We start from the raw sequence: 20,669 nt of genomic DNA, 5'->3' as shown, positions 1-20,669 counted from the left end.
CTCGTTCGAGCAGGTGACGGCAAGTGAGGTATCCATGGTCCTGATGATCGCCACTTGACTAACCGGGGTTCATGTGCACCGATTGCGGCAGGTGTCACCGGAACCGGCGGGCCACCGTGTGGAAAGACCGCTTGGGCTCCCACTGCCCGGTCTCCGCATAGCCGCGCCGCGTCCCGGTGGGGAAGGTCTTGGCCAGCGCGAAGCTGGCGATGTCCAGGTCGTGGCGGCGCTGCGGGGAGTAGGGCGAGTCGGGGGCTATGAAGTTGTAGACGAACGCGCCGTGTACCCGCTCGGCCGCGTAGAGGTCCAGCAACTCGCCGATCTCGTCGGCCTGTTCCCGTTCATTACGCACATAGCCGTCCTTGACCACCGGAGGTTCCCGCTCCCAGTCCACCACGTTGAAGCCCGACCCGCCCTGCTCCTTGGCCCCCGTGAAAGTGCAGCAGCCGAACTCGGTGATGACGACGGGCTTGTCGTGCCGGTGCAGGGCGCGCAGCTTCTTGGTGTATGTGGCCTTGTTCTCCGCGTTCCGGTACAGATTGACCCCCACGACGTCGAAGCCGCGCCAGTCGACCTCCTCCCACTCCCCGGAGCTGTACGTGATCCGCCCCTTGAACAGCGGCCGTACGGCCTTCAGCGCCCGGTCCAAAAAGGCGTTCAGCCGCTCCTGGTAGCCGGCCGACTCGGGGCGCTCCAGCGCCTGGCCGCGCTCGATGTAGTCCTTGCCCGGCACCAGGCCGGACATGAAGATGGTCAGCTCGGTGCCGAGCGCGATGCCCACGCCGGGGTGCCGGGCGCGCAGCCGCTCGGCGGCGCGCGCCACCGAGCCGAGGAAGGCAAGGGTCTGCTCCGCGTCCTTGTCGAACTGCCGCGGCTCGAACCAGACGAACAGTCCGTGCGCGGCCGCGATCGATGCGGCCTCTGTCAGCCGGTCGAGGTCGTGGCCCAGCAGCAGGATCGCGTTGCAGTGCAGCTGCTCCCTGATGGCCGCGATCTCCCGGCGGACAAACTCCCTCCGCCAGACCTCCCGGTCCGTATCGAAGTTGACGCCCTTGTAGGTAAGCGATCCTGCGGTCCGCGGTGACGCCGCCGCGTCGGTGGACGTCGTGCGGTCACGCGCGTTGTCGGCGGTGCAGGCGGTGCCCAGGGCCGCGGTGGCCAGGGCCGCGGAGCCCGCGAGCAGGACCCGGCGGGCGATCGGTACTGGTGTCATACCGTGAGCCTGTACGGAGTGCGGTCGGCGCCGCATCGGCCGAAGGGCTCGCACACGTCGACCAAAGTCGCTGCCGCGCTCGACCTTCGGCTCGAGCGCGGACTCCCGACTGGTCACCGACCGCAATGGACTGCCTCTGTCCCTGGGCATCTCCGCCGCCAACACCCACGACAGCCTCGGGCTGCAGCCGCTCGTGCGTGGTATCCCTCCCATCCGCTCCCGCCATGGTCCTCGCCGACGCCGTCCGTCCAAGCTGCATGCCGACAAGGGCTACGACTATGACCACCTGCGGAAATGGCTGCGCGAACGCGGCATCCGCCACCGTTTCGCCCGCAAAGGGATCGAGTCCTCGCAACGCCCCGGCCGACACCGGTGGGTGGTCGAGCGCACGGTGTCCTGGTTGGCCGGCTGCCGACGCTTCACCGCCGCTACGAACGAAAGCCCGAGCACTTCCTCGCCTTCGTCGGAATCGCTGCCATCCTCATCGGCCACCGGCGGCTATGAGCCGGGACACGGGCCTACAGGTCGACGCACTGAGGGCGAGCGTTTACCCGGCCGAACGCCAGCACTTGGGCGAGCACCTCCCGCATCCGCTCGAGGACTGCATCCTGCGCATCGGCCGCGCCGGAGCGCCCGCCCGCACCTACCGCGGCCCGGTCGCCAACTGCCTGCGGCAGGCGGGCGAATCCCACCGGAGCCCGACGCGTACCTGTGGTGCGCCTGCGACCTGCGACCGGAGCGCATCCTCATCGTCGACGGCCGTGCGGCCTGCCGCAGCGCTGACCGGTCTCACCTCCTCGGATCGCAGTAGCGAGCATGGCGACGGCGCATCACACGACACGCGGGGCTCATCCGTATACGTACGAGGACGTCACGAGGGCCGTGGGCGGACTGCCACTCCCGCCGAGCTTGGCACTCGAAAAATTCACGTGCCTGCGACCACGCCCGATCCTTACACTCGCTGCGCACGCGGCGAACGAGCCGCACGCGACACCGAGTTCAGCAGATCCGTCGAGTCCAGCGAGAGGAGCCAGACCATGCGTGACCACACCGCTGCCTGTGCTCCCCGGTCACGGTACGACGTGATCCCGGTGTCCTGATGGGCTCAGTGTCGGCTGCGCGGCCGTCACTGGGTCTCCGTGGACACGTGCCGAACACCTGATGAACGCCTGACCCCTGCCCGGCTGTCCAGTCGTCCGGCCCGGGCAGGCCGGTTCCTGCCTGCGTGTTCCGCAGCGTTCCTCCCGGAAATCGCGCTGCCCCATTTCCCGTCACAGCGAAAGGCCTCGGGCCGTGCGCACCACTCTGCGACACCAGTACGCCACATCACCGAACAACGTCCGAAATCTCGGCATCCTTGCCCACGTCGACGCCGGCAAGACAACCCTCACCGAACGGATCCTGTTCCTCACCGGCGCCACCCACAAGCGCGGCGAGGTCCATGACGGCACGACCATCACCGACTTCGACGCCCAGGAGCGCGACCGCGGCATCACCATCTTCGCTGCGGCGGTGAGCTGCGCATGGGACGGACACCGGATCAACCTCATCGACACACCGGGACATGTCGACTTCGCCGACGAGGTCGAGCGCTCACTGCGCGTCCTCGACGGAGCGATCGTGGTCTTCGACGCGGTCGCCGGAGTGGAACCGCAGAGCGAGTCGGTGTGGCGGCAGGCCGATCGGTACGAGGTGCCGCGGATCGCGTTCGTCAACAAGATGGACCGGGCCGGGGCCGACCTCGACACAGCGGTACGGTCGATACGGGAGCGGCTGCACACCGTCCCCCTCGTGGTGCACCTGCCGATCGGGCGGGAGGACCGGTTCACCGGTGCGGTTGACCTGGTGCGCATGCGCGCCCAGGTCTGGTATCCGGGCCGGGACACGTACGAAGTGGTCCCGGTCCCCCAGGAGTTGCGCGAACTGGCCCGTCAGCGGCGCCAGTTGCTCGAGGAGACCGTGGCGGAGCTGCATCCGGCGGCGCTGGAGGAGTACTGCGCCACGTCGGCGCTGTCCGCTCCGACGCTCGCCGCGGCGCTGCGCGATCTCACGCTCAGCGGCGAGGGCGTGGTGGTGCTGTGCGGGTCGGCCTACCGCAACCGCGGCATCGAGCCTCTCCTCGACGCCGTGGTGGCCTGCCTGCCGTCGCCGGTGGACGTGCCGGCGGTACGCGGAACCCAGGGCGGCGCGGTACAGGAGCGCAGCGCCGATCCGGCGGCACCGTTCGCCGGTCTCGTCTTCAAGGTGAACGTGACGGCGAACGGGCGGATGACGTATCTGCGGGTGTACTCGGGAACGCTCGAGAAGGGAGACACGGTGCGCGACGCGGGTGCGGGACGCATGGAGCGGGTCGGCCGGATCCTGCGCGTACAGGCCGACCGGCACACGGAGTTGGACCGGGCGGTCGCGGGCGACATCGTGGCCGTCATCGGCCCGAAGTCCGCCCACGCCGGGACCACGCTGTGCGCACCCTCGGCGCCCTTGCTCCTCGAGACGCCCACGGTGGCCGCCTCGGTGGTCTCCATGGCCGTCGGGGCCCGCAGGAGCGCCGACGCCGGCCGACTTTCCTCGGCGTTGGCCCGCCTGGTCGAGGAGGACCCCTCGCTGAGGGTACGGACCGATCCCGAGACCGGTCAGACCGTGCTGTCCGGCATGGGCGAGCTGCACCTGGAGGTCGCGGTGGAGAGGCTGCGCCGCGACCACGGCCTGGACATCGGCACCGGCCGCCCGCGGGTGGCCTACCGGGAGACGGTCGTCCATGGCGTGTCCCGCCTGGTGTACCGGCACGTCAAACAGGAGGGAGGAGCAGGCCAGTTCGCCCATGTGGTGCTCGATGTCGAGCCACTGGATATCCCCGCGGACGCCACGGCGGCCACGGACGCCGCGGGAGTCTTCGACTTTCGCTCCGCGGTTGTCGGCGGCCGCGTACCGCAGGAGTACATCCGCGCGGTGCAGGCGGGTTGTCGGGACGCGCTCGCTGAGGGTCCTCTCGGCGGCCATCCGGTGACCGGGCTGCGCGTCACACTCACCGACGGCTCCACCCACCCCAAGGACTCCTCGGAGATGGCGTTCCGTACGGCGGGCCGCCTCGCGCTCCGCGAGGCGCTGCGGGCCTCGGTGATGGAACTGCTCGAGCCGGTCGTCGAGGTGACGGTCACGGTGCCCGACGATGCCGTCGGCGGCGTACTCGGTGACCTCGCGGCTCGTCGCGGCCGAGTCTCGGGCTCAGTCGCACGCCACGGCACGGCGGTGATCACCGCAACCGTGCCGCTGGCCGAACTGTTCGGCTACGCGTCGCGCCTGCGCAGCCGCACCCAGGGCCGGGGCACCTTCACCAGCCGGCCCACCGGCCATGCCCCGGTACCGGCGACGGAGTCGGGCACGGCCGTCCGGACCGTCCGGTAGCACGGGGCGGGCCAACCCGCGCCGCCCATCTGGAGCAACCCCAGCGGGGCGGCGCGGCGGACCCCGGGGGCTGCCCCGGCGGCCGAGCCGGTCCTCCAGACGGCGCCTCAAGAGCTCATAGTCCGGCACAGCTACGGCCCGCCGGCGCCCGCCACTTGAAGCACGCTGCCCTGCACGATCGGCACGTCGTTCAGGTCGGGTACGTGTCGAGGCGGATGCCCACGCTCCTGCCGTGCTGGTCGCGGGCGATGAAGTACAGGCGCCCGTCCAGGAGTAGGACAGCGGTCGACTCGTGGGCGTTGTGCACGCCTTCGTACGCCTCCTCCACGAAGCCGAACCGCCAGCTGCGCCCACCGTCGTCGCTGTGGAGCGTGCGCACCGTACGAGGTGGGCAGGACGACGTTGCCGATGCGCGGGCAGCGACAGGCGCCGGTTTGCCCCGGGGGTCGCCGCCTCCGGACGCGACCACGGACAGCGGGTCCCCAATGAGCCGCCGTCGGTGGGGCTCATGACGCGTCAACCGGCCGAGCAGAGTCCGCTGAAGGGTAGTGGCTCGCCGGTGTCACGGCTGGACAGCGCGTCCACGCGCGGTGTTGGCTGTCCTGGGCCCGACGGCTCAACTCGGTTGGGGATTTGGCTGGTTGGGGGATTGTGCTGGCGTACTGGATACTTGGCTGACGAGCCTCGTGTGGCCGACGTTCATCGCGGCGTTGCTGTTCCGGTTCCGGGCCCCGTTGAACCGGCTCATCGAGACCGTCAACAGCCGGGTCGAACAAGGCGACCCCCTCGACCTCGCCGGTATCGCCCTCGGCCCCTCGTCACCGTCGACTCCTTCGGGCCCCGAACCTCGGCCCGGCGGCGGCCGAGTGGGAACGGAGTGGTGCGGCATGGAGGGTTGCGGCAATCGCGTAAAGGCCGCGGCCTATCGCGCCCGCAGGCAAGCCGCCAAACAGGGGCGCGAGCCCAGCCAGAGCCAAGATTGACGGCTTGTCAGGTTGGTCGGTCGGTTGGTCGGTTGGCTGGCTGGCTGGCTGGCTGGCTGGCTGGCTGGCTGAGTAGCCTTCACCGCCGCTCAGAGGTCCGCAGCATCGAGGCGTGCGGCGAAAGTCGGTCCCCATGCCTGCCAGGTGGACCCGCATGGCCTCGGGGGCTTCAATCAGCCGGTCGGCCAGAGGCTGTTCGACCCACCGGCGCGACAGGGACAGACGCCGGCTCGCGGATGGCGTGACCCCCTCCGACCACCGTGACTCCTTCAACAGGAGGCGTCGACGGTCGAGACGGATCCTGAGCGGACGGTGTCCGACACTGGCGTGATGGATCAACTCGAGCAGACCGTCGCACTCGTACGCGATGTCCTGGCGCCGGAGCTCCTCGGCATCTACCTCCACGGCTCCGCCGTGCTCGGGGGCCTCAAACCGGCCAGCGATCTGGACATCCTGGCCGTCACGCGGCGGAGCCTGGACGACCGGAAGCGGCACGCCCTCCTTAAGGGCTTGCTTGAGGTCTCCGGACTCACGGCCACAGTCCGGCCGGTGGAACTCACCGTCGTCGTTCAATCCGAGGTCTGTCCCTGGCGGTTCCCGCCGACCGGGGACTTCCTGTACGGCGAGTGGCTGCGCGCCGAGCTGCAGACGAGCGGGCCCCCGCACCCCAGCCCGATGCCGGACCTGGCCCTCGTACTCACGATGACCCTGGCGGGCGACCACCCCCTCACCGGACCGCCTCCCGCCGAGCTCCTCGGACCCGTCCCGCATGTCGACCTCGTCCGGGCGAGCGTCGCGGGCATCGCCGAACTCCTCGACGACCTGGCCGACGACACCCGCAATGTGCTGCTGACCCTCGCCCGCGCCTGGACCACCCTCGCCACCGGCGAGATCCAGTCCAAGGACGCCGCCGCGGACTGGGCCCTCGCCCAACTCCCCCCGGAACACCGCCCCGTCCTTGAGCACGCCAGGGATCTGTACCTCAACTGCCCGTACGCGGACGAGACCTGGAGCAACGAGCTGAAGGCCCAGATACGCCCGCACGTGGACGAAATCCTCACCCACATCGACCACCTGCGCCGACAGGCGTGAACCCCGACACACGAGCCGACGGGAACGACGCCATACGGCGGGCGATGCAGGCCATGACGATGGAGACGACTAAGGTCGGCCCCGGCCGCCGACCCGCAACCGCGTTCACCTCACCAACGGCGAAAGCGTCCTCGGAGGCGAACAAGAGGCCCACCCCACCGCGCCCCGGGCGAGGCTGCCCGCCTGCTCAAGAACACCGCAACCTCCGTGAGGCTCCGCCGTCGTCGGTACCGTTGGACGACGCGCTGGGCGGGTTCACCCGAGTCTGGCTTGAGCGGCTGTCCTTGGTCGACGACACCGCGTCGGGAGGGCGTCCGCAACCCGGACTGCCCCTCGTCGTCACCGTCGCCTCATCAACAACCTCGCCGAGCGCATCCCGGATGAGACCACCCCATTCCCCACCCTCACCTGGTGAGGAACCTACATGGACATAAGGGCGATCGACCTCAACCCGATGCCCTTCAGCCATGGGCTCCTCTCACCGTGGGCCAAGTGCGAGCAGCAGGCGTACGTACGGCGACCATCGGCTCGGGCGTTCCACGGCGCCGGTGACGGCGTGTTCGGCCCGGTCGATGGCGTCTCGCAGCAACGCGTCGTGGAGCCAGCGAAACACCAGCGGCCAGGCAAGCCGCATGCGGCCGCGGAGGCGCGCGACGAGGGTGTGGCGCAGCACTGTCCCGCTGCCGTCCGTGCGGGGGTGGAGGGTGAACTCGTGGAAGCCGTGGAACCCGTGGGGTGCGTCGAAGCGGAAGCGCACCCATTGCCCGGGAGCGTAGGCGCTGACGGTGTAGCCGATCGGGCCGTGGCCGCCGCGAGCCCCCACGCCCAACGGCCGGTCGAAATCCATGGCGGGCCAACGGTCGCACGGCCAGAGCCGGTCGCCGGGACGACTCAGTCCGTCGATCAGTGGCGCGAGCTGCTCGGGCTCGACCGGCAGCAGCCGTTCATGAACGTTGAGTACGGCCATGTGTCCCCCACTCCTCGTATTAGAGGGCATCATCCAATTGAAATGGAGGGTAGCCTCTAGAACATGCCGCGTCCACCTCGCTTCACCACTGCCGAACTGCTCGATGCCGCCGCCTCCGTGGCCGATACGGCAGGCCCGGCGGCCGTGACCATGACGGCGGTGGCCAAGGCCGCGAAGGCTCCCAACGGTTCGCTCTACCACCGCTTCCCCGACCGCCCTTCTTTGCTCTCCGCCCTGTGGTTGCGCACCCTGGAGAGCTTCCACACCGACTACCTCGCCGTGCTGGGCTCCGACGGCGACCCGCGCGAGATCGCGGTGGCTGCGGCACGCCACGTCGTCCGGTGGTGCCGCGACCACCCCGCACAGGCGCGCATCCTGCGGCACGGTGCAGCCGACTTCGGCAAGGACTCCTGGCCGGCCGAAGCCACCGCACGACTGGAGGCCGCCAACGTCCGGGTCTTCGCGGCCATCGGCGACCTGGCCGAGCGGCTCGGTGCCACCGATGCGACCGCCCGCGAGCGCGTGACCGCCGCCCTGATCGACGTGCCCTACGGCCTGGTGAACCGGCACCTGCGGGACGCAGACCCGATCCCTGAGCAGAGCATCTCCATGGCAGAGGAGTGTGCGGCGGCCCTGATCGCGCAGCGGTCCTGAGGTCGTCGCGACCCGCAAGCACATCGGCCACCTGGCGGGCGGCGCTATCTACCGCCTGCGCCCCGGCTCCTCCTCCTCCTCCCCCCCCCCGAGGCCGCCCCGAGGCCGCCCAGGTCAAGGAAGCCCTGATCGCCGAAGGACGGTGGTCGCAGTACTTGCGGTACGGCCTTCGACGCTGCGGCCGGGATGCCTTCACCAAGGCGCCCGTGCTCTCCGCGGTCGGCACCGGCGCCGACATCGGCGTACTCGCCGCCTCCGTATGGAACAACCCCGAGTCCGAGGCGGTGCTCGTCGCCGACAGCGGCGGCCGGCCTGCGCGCCGCCACCCTCGGCAACGACGTCAACCCGCGCGACATCGAGGGCCGCACAGGCGCAGTGGCCCACTGGTGGGACGCGGCCAGCGCTGTACAGACGGCGATCACCCGGCACACGGCGTCGGCGGGAGCAGGTCGCGCCGATGTGGGGATGGCCGTCAAGCGGGCGGTGCGGCACCCCGCGCCAGCATCCACGCCGACCGCGCAGGAGTGGCGGAACGCTTTGGCGCTCCCGCATTCAACCCGATCTGCTGGGTCAGCGCGTGTCGGGCGTGGGGACCTTGCTGATGTTCCCTGACGTGGCGTCAGCGCGCGGGGGTGTGCAGTGTTTCCAGGACAGTGGCCGCTAGGTGCCGAGAGATGGAGCGTGGGCCGGAACCGGCGGTCAGCCTCAGCGCGTACTCTGTCCCGCCCCGGACGAGGGAAACGGCGGGCTCGGACGGGCTCGGACATGCCGAAGGTGCCATGTCGGCCGATCCGCATGCCGCTCGCGCCCGCTCTGCGCAACACTGCGGAGGCGGTCTGTGCGGCCAAGCCAGGGGTGTGCGACCGGTCGACGAGCAGCACGTGGGGGCGGACCCGGCCGTGTAGCCGCCGCGGCGCCCGGCTGGTGGCGGACTTCGACCGGAGCGGCGGGCGGTTCGTGGGCAAGGAGCACCTGGTTGCGCTGATAGCGGGTCAGCCGGGAGCGCAGCGAGGTGTGCTGTCGACATCCATCCAGACCGCATCTTCCAGCCGGGCGGGTGCAGCGCGTTGCACGGCCCGGATCGTCATCAGTTCATCGATGGTGTGGGGGGGGCGGTGTGGGCGATGAGGAGACCGCAGGGCTGGCGCTGGCTGCCGCCAGCGGGGCGGCCCAGAACCGCTGGGGATCAAGGACCCGCTGCCTGAGTCAGGCCCTGTCGTCGAACTCCCGCCTGCCTCGCGCCCCTCAGGGGCACCATCCGTGCGGCAGTGGCTGAATTGCAGTCCCTCCTCTGCTCCTTCCTGCCCCCTCGTGGCCTTCCCGCCCCCCTTTCGTGGCATTGGCGGCACGATTCCGGCCAGGCAAACATTCCCTTGGGCGTTCTTTGGATTGGCTGGCGATGCCCGTCACGTTCGCTCTCGTCCAGAACGCGTAGGCGTCAGGGGAGGCACATCATGGTGTGGGATCTGATGAACCGGCGGAGGCACGCGGGTCGGGGAATGCGAGTCGGCGTAGGCGTGGCAGTGCTGGTGGGCGGGCTCCTCCCACCGATGGTGAGCGCCGACAGCGCGGCTGCGCAGACGAAGCAGCAGACGAGCTTCACGAATCCTGGCGTGTTCACCTTCACGGTTCCCGGCAGCCCTACCGACCTGAAACTTCTGACCATCAAGGTGTGGGGCGCCGGGGCCAGCGGGGGCGGCGGAGCCGGTGGCGGCGGTGGTGGCGGAGGAGGCGGCGGCGGCAACGCCCTTCTCGCGCTGGGCGGGGGCGGCGGTGGCGGCGGCGGTGGCGGCGGTGGAGGCGCCGGCGGCGGTGGCGGAGGCTCCGGCAGTTTCGTGGAGTGCACCGAGGCACTTGTCGGCGGCGTGACCTTGACCGTCACGGTGGGAGCGGGGGGAAGTGCTGGCGGCGCGGGGGCCGGCGGCAATGGCGGCGCCGGCGGCAGCGGCAGCGGTCCCTTCGGCGGCAGTCCCGGCAGCGCAGGCGGCTCCGGCTCCCTCGGTGGAGCTGGTCAGGAGAGCACGGTGGGCCTCACCACGGCGGTGGACCTGGCCTTCGCCTCCGGCGGCACCGCCGGCAGCAGGGCCCCGACCGGCGGCAATCGCGGTTTCGGCGGCGCTGCCGGCACGCTCGGCGGGGCCGGCGGGCTCGGAGGCGGCGGTGGGGGCGGCGGCGCCATCACTGGTTCCGGCGGTACCGGCGGCCAAGTATCACGGTGTCTGGGTATCCCCACCGCCACGCTGGACGGCAATAACGGTAACGCCGGCGCCGTAGGCAACTCGGGTACGACCGGTGGCAGTGGCGGGAGCCAACAGAGCGGCACGGGCGGGACCGGCGGCAGTGGCGGCACCGGAGGCAACGGCGGCAGCGGCGGGACCGGTGGCGCCGGCATCACCGTCGGCGGGTTCACCTTCGGGGCCGGCGGCAGCGGTGGCGGTGGCGGCAAGGGCGGTGGCGGCGGGACCGGTGGCGCCGGCGCCACCAGCGGCGGTGCTTTCGCCGCCAACGGGTCTGCCGGTAGTGCCGGGGACAACGGCGTGGCCGGAAACGTCGGCGGAAACGGAGCCGTCGTCATCGATGTGACGCCAGTTCCCTGAACCTGAAACCGGGTGTCCGCCCAAGCAGCCGTCACCCTCGCATCGCTGCTGATGTGGGCCTGACATTTGACGACAACTCCTGGTGCCGCGTCAGGCAGCGGGCACCCCATGACGGGCGCCCATGCGCAGTCGTCAACAGGGCGCACGTTGCCTGATACGGCACTAGGACGCTCAGAGTGGCCAAGTGAAGCGCTCAGTCACAGGTGCGAGCGCAATTCCTGTGAATCGGCCCTGTTCTCGCATAGCTACGAGGTTCTCGTATAGCTACGAGCCAGGTGGCGAGTGGTGCTCCGTAACGGTCGAGGAGATGCGCGCTAACCTGCGGCGGCCGACGCTGAAGGTATGAGGGCCGTCTGGTCCGGCACTCTCGCCTTCGGACAGATCGGTGAGCACGTCGGCCATCGCCCCATAGCTCTCACCGACCGCGTCCGTCTCCCCCAGCCTCTGGCGCTCCAGGCGGATCGCGCCCAGGTGCCGGGCCTCATAGATCCGGGAGCGCCACATCGCCACCGGCGAGCGGTCCAACATGCCGTAAGACTCCCAGAACGCGGTCGGCTCGTCCTTCTTTGCCAACTCCATGCGGATCGTCCAGTCCGCCGCCGGATCGCCCCACAGGGTGCGGTCGAAGTCGAACACGCCCGTGGTCACCGGCTCCGGCGCAGTGGCGTCCAGCAGACTGTTCACCGTCCAGAAATCCCCGCTCAACAGGCGGGGTTCGGTGACATCGTCGAGGACAGCACGCTCATGGGCGGCCACAGCCGCGACCTTGCTCACGTCGGCGGAGTCCAGGCCGACACTGTCCAAGTCCGTGGCGATCTCCTCCAGCGACGCAATCACCGCCTCGCTCCACGTGCCGTACGCGGGCCCTGCCACCGGCCCGAATTGCGGACCGCGCACCGCGTGAACCGTCTTGGCGATGGCTCCCATCTGCCGGAAGAAGCCCGGCCACCGGGCACGGGGATAGGCGCCGAGGCGCTCCGGCGCCGGGATGCCGTCCAGGAAGCTCTGCACCATCCAGTCGCGGCCGATCACCTGGTGCGACCGGTCCGCGGCGATGACGCGCGGCATCAGCGGCGCGATCGCCGCCAGGTACGGCACGGACGCGTACTCGTTGCGCATCAGCTGCCGCTCACTACGGAACTGCTTCTCAGGCCCCGGCGCTACCCGCAGGATCACCGACCGCTCCTGGTCAGCCACCTTCACCCGGTAGGTGCTGTTGTACATGCCCGCACCGAGCTCCACGGCGGACACGACCCGGGCCTCGGTCCCGAAGACGCGGCGGCAGATCGCCTGAATCTCGTCGGCGGTCACCGACTGCTGGAACGCCTGCGTGTCGCGCTCGATCGGCTGGAAATCCATGCGGTCCCCCGCCCAGAAGGTGACGGTGAATCGGACAACACCCGGCGTCGGGACTCCCCCTTGTCCCCGGCGATACGGGCCGAAAGGCCCCGTTTCCGTGAGACTCAAGCGGCCGGCGGCGCCCTGATACGAGCGCGCCCGTCCCCTCTCCCGGGACCAGGCCGTGCGCGCTCTCGCCCAGAGGGTGAAGACCCTGCAGCCACTGCCGACCCGACACCCAGCTCCGTGTCCTCCAGTAGCCCCGTCGGCCACAGGGTCAGCGGTGACTGCCGTTTGCCGACTGGCCCGGTTCCGGGTGCGGGACCCCGTGGCAGACCGGGCATCCGGTGCCGCGGCGTACGTCAGTGAGGGGGAAACGGCGGTAGGCGCCGCACATCATGCAATTTGAGTGACCGCTTTCCAGTCAAAGTCCTGAGCCTTCCCTGTCCTGAGCCTTCCCTTCGCTCGCCCCGATGCTGGCGCGCACCGTGCGCTCGATGCCGCGTGCCTACCCGGCCATGGATGACCGGTTGCTACTTCTGTGGTGCGGGTGGTCCGAGCAGCCAGTTGCCGGGGGCGTCGGGGTCGTCGCTGAAGTAGTAGTCGCGGATGGCCGCCACCATCTCCTCTTCGGTGACGTGTCCGTCGCCGTCGGCGTCGACCTTGTCGAAGGCCGTGTCGGCGTCGTGCTCGGTGATGCCGAAGGCAGTTACGAACCAGCTGCGGTATTCGTCCCGGTCCAGCTTGCCGTCGCCGTCGTGGTCGGCCATGGTCATCAGGGTGCTCACGAACGGGGCGTAGGCCGCGTCGAACGCGCCGGGTTGCTCCAGGATCAGCTCGGTGAACGCGCTGCGGTATTCGGCCTCGGAGATGCGACCGTCCCCGTCTGCATACGCGAACTGCCGCAAACCCTCCCACAGTTGCAAGCACATCTCCCGCATCTGCTGCCGCTGCGGGGCGTCCGCGTCCCGCCCGAACGCCTCCCCCAACCGCTCCGCCGCATGCACGAAGTCGCTCTGCTCCAGGTACCCGTTGCCATCCCGGTCCCAAGTCCGGAAACGGCGGGACAGCTTCTCATCCAAAAACTCAGACATGCCCCGACCCTGCCCCCCCCCGCCTCCCGGGGCATGCTCCACGGGCTCCCACACACCTCCAACGAGTGAACTCGCCCTTGACAAAGGTGAGTTGAACTATGGGGGTGGCTTCAGGGGGCTTGCCGATATTTTCAAGATCTCTTGCTGCCCGGGACCCTGTTGCCCATTCGGCTGGTGTTCGCACTCGATGATGCGGGCCTCGACGCCGCCGGAGCGGGACAGGCGGGAGCCGTCGTCGAAGCGGGCCAGGACCGGGGGGTTGCGGGCGGTCGAGACGCAGACCTCGACGCGAACAAGACGAGACGGTGACCGTCGGCTCCATCGAGCACCCGGTGAACGTCGGCTGCGGGCCTCCAACCCCCGCACCCGTAACGGGTTGGTGACGCCCGAGCAGGTCGATGCGCTGTCGGCTATCGCATGCGATGAGCGTGGGTGCGGGAACCGGCCGCCAGGCCCGGCGGGCCTGTAGCCAGCGTCATACGCTGGGGCTGTTGTGCAGAGACGGATAACGGGGGTGGGGAGCTTGACCACGTGAGGGCTGATCGTGGAGACGATCGCGGGTGTGGTGCCGTTTGCCAGCGGTTCGAGGCGCCCGCGGTGAGACAGGCCCGGCTGTCGGCCTCGGCCTCGTTGGCGAGATCCCGCAGGAACGCCTCGGGGAGTAGCGTCGGTGGGCTCGCTCGGATACAGCAAGCTCAGATCGGAGGGCGCAACCACGACCTGATCGATCGGGCGATCCGTGTGGTCTGGGCAGCACGGAGGTAAGCGTCCGCGCGGACCCGGTAGCGGAAGGGACCTGAGGTCAGGCGGGGCAGCTGCCGGGTGTGGCCGTCCGCGTAGGGGATGACGAAGCCATCGGGGTCGAGGGTCCTGAGCCCCTGGAGGGGGTAGGTGACGAAGCTGGGCTTGGTCTGGTCACCGTCGACCAGCACCGTGCAGCCCAACTGCTCCATCCTGGCCAGTGTGTCGGCGACGACCTGCTCCTGGACTTCGCCAACTCGGCATCGGTCAGCCGTCCTTCGGAGTGCTCGACGAGCGCCTGCTACAGGGAATGCGGACGAGGAAGACTGCCCATCGGCTCGGTGGGTGGCCAGTCGCTCATTACAGACTCGCCCGCACTTGGACGCGAAGGACTCAACTCGCCGTATTAATCGCTAACTCGCCGAATCAGACGCTCAGTCACACCAGACATGAAGATCACGATCTACAACTGGAGTATTAGGGGCGGTAGGACGAGGTCAGAGGCGTCGCGATGGCCAGGATCGGCGGATGAACTCGTCGTAGCTCATTCCTGCCGCTGCGGCCATCTCGGCGAAGTGGCTGCCCGGTTGGCGGATGCAGAGCATCGACCGCTCACCGTGCTGGTCGATCTCCGGCCAGGTGATCTGCCGCAGCCGCTTGTCCGCCGGCTCCGGAAGCCAGCTGCGGATCAGCTTGGTCCAGTCCTCCTCGCTCATCGGCGGGCCGCCCGGGGTGATCCCCGCGGCCTCCACTTCCTGATCGTCTTGCGGTCCCCCAGCGAGGCAGCCGTCTCGCACTTCGAGCGGCCCGCGTACCAGTGGACGTAGATCTCGGTGATGTCGACCACGGTGAAGGTTCTCCTTGCCATCCGGTGTGCCCATCGACTCCTCTCAACGCGGGCCCGTGGAGGCTGCTGCCAGAGCGGGTGTGTCAAAGTCTGCGCATGCTCGAGATATTGGTGGAAACGGAGAGCGGTGAGCGACACGTGCGCGCGTCCGCCGGGGAGCTTGCCGGTCTGGTCCGGCGCATCGGCGGTAACGGTGACCGGTTCCTAGTGGTCCAGCGAGTCCCCGACTTGCCCGATGAATTCGCCCAGGTCTGGCACCAGGCAGGCGAGGACTACCGACTGCAGCACCGCGACGAAGCCGCCGGGCTGTTCCAAGCGAGGATCGACGGGCCCGAGCCCGTGGTCACGGCACTGACCGGCTGGGCTCGCCGGGAGGCCGGTTGGGACGCCGGTCTGGATTGGTCACTGCTTGAGGAACCGGACCCCACCTACCAGCCGCCGCCCCTCGACCTCGATGACGACGAGCGCGAAGAGCTGGAGCAGCGCGTCCGTGAAGTCTTGGTCGGCGGCTACGCCACCCGACCCGAACTGGTCGAGCTCGCAGAGGAATACCTGGTCACCGACGACCGTCGGCCCGTCTCGCGCGAGCAGGCGTATGCGCTGGTCAACCGGCTGGGGCTGGAGCGCATCGCGGAGCAGCACACGTGGCAGTGCGAGACCGACCCTGAGCGGCTCACCCGTGCGTTCACCGCGCTGCAAGAGGCCGGGATCACCGCCCGCGAGAACTTCACCTGCTGCCGCAGTTGCGGTGACTCCGAGATCGCCGCCGAAGGCGGGCCCGATGCCCGCGGCTTCGTCTATTTCCACTCCCAGTGCACGGACTCCGCCGCGGCCGGCCACGGACTGCCGCTGCTCTACGGTGGCTTCGACGTCTCGCCCGAGACCACCACGGCTATCGGTCATGAGATCGTGGCCGCCCTCGGAACAGTCGGCCTCCACACCGAGTGGGACCAGACCCCCGGCCAGGTCATCACCGTCACTCGCCTGGACTGGCGACGCCGTCTGGTCGGCTAGCGCCTGTTGGCCGGCGAAAGCTCAACAGCACGCCGCACCGTGACGCCGCAGGGGCGCACGCCGCGTCCTGGAACTGCTCGGCCTCGGTGAGTACTCAGGGCCGGGGCAGCTCCAGGGCGATGGCATCCCGTAGCAGCTCGTGGGCGCGCCGCAGTGGGATGGAGTGGCTCAACCACTGCTGGCTGAGCCCTTCGACCAGGGCGATGAGGCGTTCCGCGGCGGCTTGCACATCCACCTCGGGGGCTGCCAGGCCGGCCGCCTGGGCCTGGCGGATCTGGTCTGCCAGCTCGGTGCTCCATTCCTTGGTCGCCTGGGCCAGTTCTTCGCGCAGGTCGGGGTCGAAGATGGCGGTGGCGCGCAACTCGCCCCAGGCCGCGCTGTTCTCCCGTACCGCCGGGTCGTCCTGCAGTTCCTTCAGCAGCATCTCGGTGAGCCGGGCGAGGGGATCGGCCAAGACGTCGGATACGTCGGTGTAGCTGATGGCACGCTGGTTGATGAACTCCAGGGTGTGCCGGAGCAGCCCGGCACGGTTCTTGAAGTGGTAGTAGACCAGCGCGGTGGAGACGCCCGCCTCGGCCGAGACCTCTTCCACGCGCAGCCCGCGCACGCCGCGGCGCGCGATCAGCCGTGCCGTGGCTTGAAGGATCTGGGTGGGCCTGTCCGGCATCAAGACTCCCTGCAGGATCATCGCGGGCTGGGATTCTCATGATGCCGTACAGTGGTCCTGACTAAATTTTCAGTCAGGAGGAGACCGTGGCCCTACGCCGGCGCCAGATGCTGCGAGCGGGGTTTCTCACGGCCCTCGGCGGGGCGCTCACCGCCTGCGGCTCGAAGAACGAGCGTCCCTCCCAGCCAGCGGGGGCCGAGACAGCGGCTGCTGGCTGGCGCATGCCTGAGGAGAGGGAGCCGCACGAGCTCACTTACATGGCATGGCCCACCCGGAAGATCTGGGGTGCGGACATCTCCGGCGTGCGCGGCGACATCGCGGGGATCGCTCGGGCGGTCGCGGAGTTCGAACCGGTGACCCTCTTGGCCAATGACAGCGATGGGGAAGATGCCCAGAAGGCATGCGGTACCGGCGTCACGGTCATGCCCGCTCCGGTGGACGACCTGTGGATGCGCGATACCGGCCCGACCTTCGTTCTGGGCAACCAGGGCATCGCCGGTGTCGACCTGAACTTCAATGGCTGGGGCAACAAGCAGTCCCACCGGCGCGATGGCCAGGTCGCACGCACCATCCTCGAGCACGAGCGCATCAAGCGAACCCAGGCGCCGATCACCGGTGAGGGCGGCGCACTCGAAGTCGACGGCGAGGGCACCCTGCTCGCGACCGAGAGTTCCTGGGTCAACGCCAATCGCAACCCCGGCACGTCACGCGACGACATCGAGCAGGCATTGAAGGCCCTTTTCGGCGTCACCAAGGTGATCTGGGTAGCGGGCGTGCGGGGCAAGGACATCACGGACTACCACATCGATGCTCTGGCGCGGTTCTCGGAACCCGGAGTCGTCGTCATGAGCAAACCGGCTGACGGAGCGCCGGCGGACTTGTGGACCCGCGCGTACGACCAGGCCCGCGCCGTACTGAACGAGGCCGTCGACGCCAGGGGCAAGCGACTCGAGATCGTGGACCTGCCTGAGCCCGGCGACCTCGGCCACCACAGCGAAGAGTTCCTCGCCAGTTACGTCAACTATTACGTGGTCAACGGCGGTGTCATCCTGGCGCGCTTCGGCGACCCGCGGGCCGACCGCAACGCCGCGTCCATCCTGCGCGACCTCTACCCGGGCCGAAAGATCGTACAGGTCCCCGTGGACACCCTCGGCGAGGGCGGCGGCGGCATCCACTGCTCGACCAAGGAACTCCCCAAAACGGCCTGAGGCCACCGCCGCACTCAAACGTCCATCTGCCCGTCGGCAACCAACCAGCGACTGCCGTCAGGCGTCCCACAGGACTGGCGGCAGGCGCCGACAAGGGCCAGCTCGTAGCGGCTGACCCAGGTGACCGGGCTCTCGTCCTGGCGTTGCCCCGGGGCCTCGCCCACCGGTACGTCTCCGCGGTGCACGCAATTCCGCGCCTCATAGTAGGAGCGCAGTCGGCCATGAGACTTCACGCGGTCCAACCGCAGGGCGTCAGCGCCCCGCTGCCCTGCCGTTGCGGCCGCCCAGACAAGGCTTTCGCAGCCGAAGATCAGCCCGGAGAGGGAGGGCGGTCGGGGTAGTGGCAGCGCAAGTGCACGATGAGCACGACCCGTTGGCGCAGAAGTGGGACGCTGGCATGCCCTGCCGTGATCTTCGGCTACCAGAATCTTGCCGGATCCCCTCAGTTCCCCCGTCGTATATGGCGATGCCGTGAGCGAGGACCCCCAGGCCACCGCGCAGACGCTCGCGCTGATCGCACAGACCGAGGCCGCTTCGGCCGACGCCAAGGTACGTATCCTGCAACCGGATTGGTCCGACGAGCAGGAGCAAACCGAAGTCGACCGCATCCGCACCGAGTCCGGCACGACTGTGCCTGATCCGATCACCGGCGCCCCCTCCGCCCCGCTGCCAGCACGACAGCGGGACGAAGAGGGTCAGTTTGCGGCATGAGCTCCCACCACCCGTGGGACAGCCGCTTGCTGATTCCAGGTGCAGACCCTCAGTCCATGATCATGGGGCCGAAGGCAGCTCCGCTGTTCCAGTTTCCGTTGCCCCAGTTGCCGCTGTGCCAGCCACTGCCCGGATCTGGCGCGTAGACCTCCTTGATAATGACGACATTGGAGTCGTCGTCAGGCCCATCGGCAACAGCCGTACCAGCGCCGGGCAAGCTGACCGCCGCAGCCACAACAGCAACGGCAAAAGCCGTACGAATCCGCATGACGCTCTCCCCTCAAGTAGGACATTGGCCACGCTTTCCCATGCGATGGCGCCTACTCCGGCCACTGAGCGCACGCACCCAAACGAGTCACCGCTGACGACCATGAGAAATCGCTGCGTACTGGGCACCGTTCGGCGTCGGCACCGAGGGGTGAGAAGTGGGGCAAGGGTCTTCTCCTTGAACGCCCATGCCGGACGCCACCTGTTCCGGCCCCGGGGCAGCACTACCCGTGACAGGAGACCCTCCCGCATGACTGATCCGGAACTGACCGCAGACCGCAGCCGGGGCGCTGGAGTCTGGCCCCTGATCCACGCTGAGCGAAAGGCGCTGGTGGCTGCTCTCGCAGACCTGACTGACGAGCAGTGGGCAACGTCGTCGCTGTGCGCCGTATTGGCGGTGCGCGAGGTGCTGGCGCACCTCACCGCGGCAGGGAGCCCTCAACTCCCTGCAGTGGCTGGTGGGTGTGCTCCGCTGCCGGTTTGACTTCGACAAGCAGGTGGCCATGCGGCTGGCGGAGCAGCTGGGCGCCACTCCGGCCGAGACGCTGGAGAGATTCCCGCGCGTGGTCCCGAGCACGACCAAGCCACCCCTCCCTGCCATGGCCATGCTTGGCGAGACCATCGTGCACGGCTCGAATCTTCCCGATCTTGCCGCGATCTTCCCGTTTCCGCAGGTCAGAGCGGCCTCACCGCCCCTAGGCCGATCGCGTCCAGCCGCCCGTTTCCCAGCCTTTCCCGATCCTTCCGTCCACTGCGTGTCCACTACGCGTCCGCGCGCGATCCGCCTACGGCCTGTAGCGCCGAGGGATGTGAACACCGTCTCCAGTCCTTCGCAACCCGTGTGCCTCGAAGGTCAGTTGGCTGGAGCCGAATTGCAGCGCCCTCGGGTCGGCTGAGGCGATTCACCCACTGAGAGCAGCGCCTGGCGTGCGACAAACGTCCCAGGAGCATCGACTTCGTCAACACCATGCCCCGCGACCCCAACGGCAAGCCCTGCAAGCGCCGCCTGCGCGACCCGTACCGGGAAGGCCACGCCCGCGCCATGCAAACCGGGCTGATGTCATGTCAGCCCTGAGCGTGACGATCGCGCAGGCGCGGTGGTCGGCCCGTGCTCACTTCTTGGTCTTGCCGGAGCCGGCCGCTTCCTTCAGACGCTCTTCCGCTTCTCGCCGTGCCCAGTCGCGCACGACCCAGGTGGCTCCACCGACGGCGAGCGCGATCGGCCATTCGAGAGCACCGCCGACGGTGAGAGCCCCCAGACCGCCGTAGAACAACAGGTCCTTCCTCTCCAACAGGTTCTTCCTCTGCAACGTGGGCAGTCGTGAGGTCATCTCCTGCGCGGTGGCCTTCAGATCTTGTGGGGTGAAATACGGAACGGGCACCGCAGGATGGGCGGTGTGCATGTGCAGAACGTGCCCGGCCTGCTCCTGCTCGACCTTCTTGTCTTGCTTCTCCTGTGCCGCGGCGGTCTTCCGCCTGGCCTCAGCTGCAGTGGGCATCTCGACCACTCAATTCGTCCGAACAGGATGAAGTAGTTCAATCTCTATTCTGCCGTGTACGGAGCCCGGGCGATATGGAGTGCCGGTGGCACCGGGTGACGATCCCCCCGGCGTGCCACACGTGCAGGCGGCCGCTGCGGGGCTTCCGGAGGGCGGCGCACTCGGGGCGTGGACATACTTGGGGAGGGCGTCGTTCCCCAAGAGGTGCCGCGCACCACTGGTGGCCGATCGTGGAGGCCGTGTGATCCGCTCATTCCTTTCCGGGACTGTCGGGACTGCCGCACGGGTGGTGCCCGCCGTGCCCGCGGCGCTTTCGGTGCTGGGGCGGATGCTGACGCCACACACGCGTCGGACGTGGCAGGTCCCGGGCGG

18 protein-coding genes and 3 pseudogenes are annotated in these 20,669 nt (G+C 69.0%); 11 read left to right on the top strand and 10 right to left on the bottom strand.

Annotation, left to right across the window (positions count from 1 at the left end; genetic code table 11):
* Positions 1–94 precede the first annotated feature (94 nt).
* Entirely contained in the window at positions 95–1,213 is a 1,119-nt protein-coding gene (locus tag ACWD10_RS08085) for an abortive infection protein (protein ID WP_451088212.1), read from the bottom strand.
* Positions 1,214–1,322: 109 nt separating this feature from the next.
* Here ACWD10_RS08085 and ACWD10_RS08080 point away from each other — a divergent pair.
* Positions 1,323–1,717 (top strand): annotated as a pseudogene (locus ACWD10_RS08080) (IS5 family transposase); the annotation flags it as partial.
* A gap of 789 nt (positions 1,718–2,506) precedes the next feature.
* Positions 2,507–4,618 (top strand): elongation factor G, encoded by a 2,112-nt coding sequence (gene fusA / locus ACWD10_RS08075; RefSeq protein WP_451088210.1) that lies wholly within the window; start codon positions 2,507–2,509, stop codon positions 4,616–4,618.
* 190 nt (positions 4,619–4,808) lie between these two features.
* Here fusA and ACWD10_RS08070 read toward each other — a convergent pair whose 3' ends face one another.
* Complete coding sequence (locus ACWD10_RS08070; RefSeq protein WP_451088208.1) at positions 4,809–4,997, bottom strand: sialidase family protein; 189 nt, start codon at positions 4,995–4,997, stop codon at positions 4,809–4,811.
* Between the two features lie 169 nt (positions 4,998–5,166).
* Between ACWD10_RS08070 and ACWD10_RS08065 the strand changes: the two genes are divergently transcribed.
* Entirely contained in the window at positions 5,167–5,601 is a 435-nt protein-coding gene (locus tag ACWD10_RS08065; RefSeq protein WP_451088206.1) for a CGNR zinc finger domain-containing protein, read from the top strand.
* Positions 5,602–5,931: 330 nt separating this feature from the next.
* A complete protein-coding gene (locus tag ACWD10_RS08060) occupies positions 5,932–6,693 on the top strand; it encodes an aminoglycoside adenylyltransferase family protein (RefSeq protein WP_451088204.1) in 762 nt (253 codons plus the stop codon).
* Positions 6,694–7,171: 478 nt separating this feature from the next.
* On the opposite strand, the gene ACWD10_RS08055 is transcribed toward ACWD10_RS08060, so the two are convergent.
* Positions 7,172–7,660, bottom strand: a complete 489-nt coding sequence (locus ACWD10_RS08055) for an SRPBCC family protein (RefSeq protein ID WP_451088202.1) — start codon at positions 7,658–7,660, stop codon at positions 7,172–7,174.
* Between the two features lie 63 nt (positions 7,661–7,723).
* Between ACWD10_RS08055 and ACWD10_RS08050 the strand changes: the two genes are divergently transcribed.
* The 3 genes and pseudogenes from ACWD10_RS08050 (at position 7,724) to ACWD10_RS08040 (ending at position 10,911) form a co-directional block, all read left to right on the top strand.
* Positions 7,724–8,314 carry a TetR/AcrR family transcriptional regulator gene (locus tag ACWD10_RS08050; RefSeq protein WP_451088200.1) on the top strand — a complete coding sequence of 197 codons (591 nt, stop codon included), beginning with the start codon at positions 7,724–7,726 and terminating at the stop codon, positions 8,312–8,314.
* Between the two features lie 92 nt (positions 8,315–8,406).
* A pseudogene (locus ACWD10_RS08045) lies at positions 8,407–8,683 on the top strand (fumarylacetoacetate hydrolase); the annotation flags it as partial.
* A 1,181-nt stretch (positions 8,684–9,864) separates the two neighbouring features.
* A complete protein-coding gene (locus tag ACWD10_RS08040) occupies positions 9,865–10,911 on the top strand; it encodes a hypothetical protein (RefSeq protein ID WP_451088198.1) in 1,047 nt (348 codons plus the stop codon).
* 264 nt (positions 10,912–11,175) lie between these two features.
* Here the strand turns inward: ACWD10_RS08040 and ACWD10_RS08035 are convergent, their stop codons facing one another.
* The 4 genes from ACWD10_RS08035 to ACWD10_RS08020 all read right to left on the bottom strand — a co-directional run bounded on the left by ACWD10_RS08035 (position 11,176) and on the right by ACWD10_RS08020 (position 14,836).
* A complete protein-coding gene (locus ACWD10_RS08035; protein WP_451088196.1) occupies positions 11,176–12,270 on the bottom strand; it encodes a phosphotransferase family protein in 1,095 nt (364 codons plus the stop codon).
* Between the two features lie 512 nt (positions 12,271–12,782).
* Complete coding sequence (locus ACWD10_RS08030; protein WP_451088194.1) at positions 12,783–13,343, bottom strand: EF-hand domain-containing protein; 561 nt, start codon at positions 13,341–13,343, stop codon at positions 12,783–12,785.
* A 695-nt stretch (positions 13,344–14,038) separates the two neighbouring features.
* A complete protein-coding gene (locus tag ACWD10_RS08025) occupies positions 14,039–14,296 on the bottom strand; it encodes a hypothetical protein (protein WP_451088192.1) in 258 nt (85 codons plus the stop codon).
* A gap of 285 nt (positions 14,297–14,581) precedes the next feature.
* Positions 14,582–14,836 carry a hypothetical protein gene (locus tag ACWD10_RS08020; protein ID WP_451088190.1) on the bottom strand — a complete coding sequence of 85 codons (255 nt, stop codon included), beginning with the start codon at positions 14,834–14,836 and terminating at the stop codon, positions 14,582–14,584.
* A gap of 191 nt (positions 14,837–15,027) precedes the next feature.
* Here ACWD10_RS08020 and ACWD10_RS08015 point away from each other — a divergent pair, with 191 nt between their 5' ends.
* On the top strand, positions 15,028–15,945 hold the full coding sequence (locus ACWD10_RS08015; RefSeq protein ID WP_451088188.1) for a DUF6891 domain-containing protein: 918 nt from the start codon (positions 15,028–15,030) through the stop codon (positions 15,943–15,945).
* 94 nt (positions 15,946–16,039) lie between these two features.
* Here ACWD10_RS08015 and ACWD10_RS08010 read toward each other — a convergent pair whose 3' ends face one another.
* Complete coding sequence (locus tag ACWD10_RS08010; protein ID WP_451088186.1) at positions 16,040–16,612, bottom strand: TetR/AcrR family transcriptional regulator; 573 nt, start codon at positions 16,610–16,612, stop codon at positions 16,040–16,042.
* Between the two features lie 107 nt (positions 16,613–16,719).
* Here ACWD10_RS08010 and ACWD10_RS08005 point away from each other — a divergent pair, with 107 nt between their 5' ends.
* Together ACWD10_RS08005 and ACWD10_RS08000 are read left to right on the top strand one after the other, a co-directional pair.
* Positions 16,720–17,820, top strand: a complete 1,101-nt coding sequence (locus ACWD10_RS08005; protein WP_451088355.1) for an agmatine deiminase family protein — start codon at positions 16,720–16,722, stop codon at positions 17,818–17,820.
* A 471-nt stretch (positions 17,821–18,291) separates the two neighbouring features.
* Positions 18,292–18,531 carry a hypothetical protein gene (locus tag ACWD10_RS08000; protein ID WP_451088184.1) on the top strand — a complete coding sequence of 80 codons (240 nt, stop codon included), beginning with the start codon at positions 18,292–18,294 and terminating at the stop codon, positions 18,529–18,531.
* 49 nt (positions 18,532–18,580) lie between these two features.
* Here the strand turns inward: ACWD10_RS08000 and ACWD10_RS07995 are convergent, their stop codons facing one another.
* Entirely contained in the window at positions 18,581–18,799 is a 219-nt protein-coding gene (locus ACWD10_RS07995; RefSeq protein ID WP_451088182.1) for a hypothetical protein, read from the bottom strand.
* 249 nt (positions 18,800–19,048) lie between these two features.
* Here ACWD10_RS07995 and ACWD10_RS07990 point away from each other — a divergent pair.
* Positions 19,049–19,439: pseudogene (locus ACWD10_RS07990) on the top strand (maleylpyruvate isomerase family mycothiol-dependent enzyme); the annotation flags it as partial.
* Between the two features lie 471 nt (positions 19,440–19,910).
* Here ACWD10_RS07990 and ACWD10_RS07985 read toward each other — a convergent pair.
* Positions 19,911–20,297, bottom strand: a complete 387-nt coding sequence (locus ACWD10_RS07985) for a hypothetical protein (protein ID WP_451088180.1) — start codon at positions 20,295–20,297, stop codon at positions 19,911–19,913.
* Positions 20,298–20,669 lie beyond the last annotated feature (372 nt).

It is taken from the genome of Streptomyces sp. NPDC002851 (assembly GCF_053591935.1).
This window is presented reverse-complemented; position numbering and strand designations above follow the sequence as displayed.

What these genes read in the sequence shown, in the direction of transcription:
- ACWD10_RS08035 (WP_451088196.1), bottom strand. Translation starts at nt 12,270, where the DNA reads ATGGATTTCCAGCCGATCGAGCGCGACACGCAGGCGTTCCAGCAGTCG.
- ACWD10_RS08015 (WP_451088188.1), top strand. Translation starts at nt 15,028, where the DNA reads ATGCTCGAGATATTGGTGGAAACGGAGAGCGGTGAGCGACACGTGCGC.
- ACWD10_RS08040 (WP_451088198.1), top strand. Translation starts at nt 9,865, where the DNA reads ATGGTGAGCGCCGACAGCGCGGCTGCGCAGACGAAGCAGCAGACGAGC.
- ACWD10_RS08055 (WP_451088202.1), bottom strand. Translation starts at nt 7,660, where the DNA reads ATGGCCGTACTCAACGTTCATGAACGGCTGCTGCCGGTCGAGCCCGAG.
- ACWD10_RS08060 (WP_451088204.1), top strand. Translation starts at nt 5,932, where the DNA reads ATGGATCAACTCGAGCAGACCGTCGCACTCGTACGCGATGTCCTGGCG.
- ACWD10_RS08005 (WP_451088355.1), top strand. Translation starts at nt 16,720, where the DNA reads ATGCTGCGAGCGGGGTTTCTCACGGCCCTCGGCGGGGCGCTCACCGCC.
- ACWD10_RS08030 (WP_451088194.1), bottom strand. Translation starts at nt 13,343, where the DNA reads ATGTCTGAGTTTTTGGATGAGAAGCTGTCCCGCCGTTTCCGGACTTGG.
- ACWD10_RS07995 (WP_451088182.1), bottom strand. Translation starts at nt 18,799, where the DNA reads ATGCGGATTCGTACGGCTTTTGCCGTTGCTGTTGTGGCTGCGGCGGTC.
- ACWD10_RS07985 (WP_451088180.1), bottom strand. Translation starts at nt 20,297, where the DNA reads ATGCCCACTGCAGCTGAGGCCAGGCGGAAGACCGCCGCGGCACAGGAG.
- ACWD10_RS08050 (WP_451088200.1), top strand. Translation starts at nt 7,724, where the DNA reads ATGCCGCGTCCACCTCGCTTCACCACTGCCGAACTGCTCGATGCCGCC.
- ACWD10_RS08025 (WP_451088192.1), bottom strand. Translation starts at nt 14,296, where the DNA reads ATGGAGCAGTTGGGCTGCACGGTGCTGGTCGACGGTGACCAGACCAAG.
- ACWD10_RS08085 (WP_451088212.1), bottom strand. Translation starts at nt 1,213, where the DNA reads ATGACACCAGTACCGATCGCCCGCCGGGTCCTGCTCGCGGGCTCCGCG.
- ACWD10_RS08010 (WP_451088186.1), bottom strand. Translation starts at nt 16,612, where the DNA reads ATGCCGGACAGGCCCACCCAGATCCTTCAAGCCACGGCACGGCTGATC.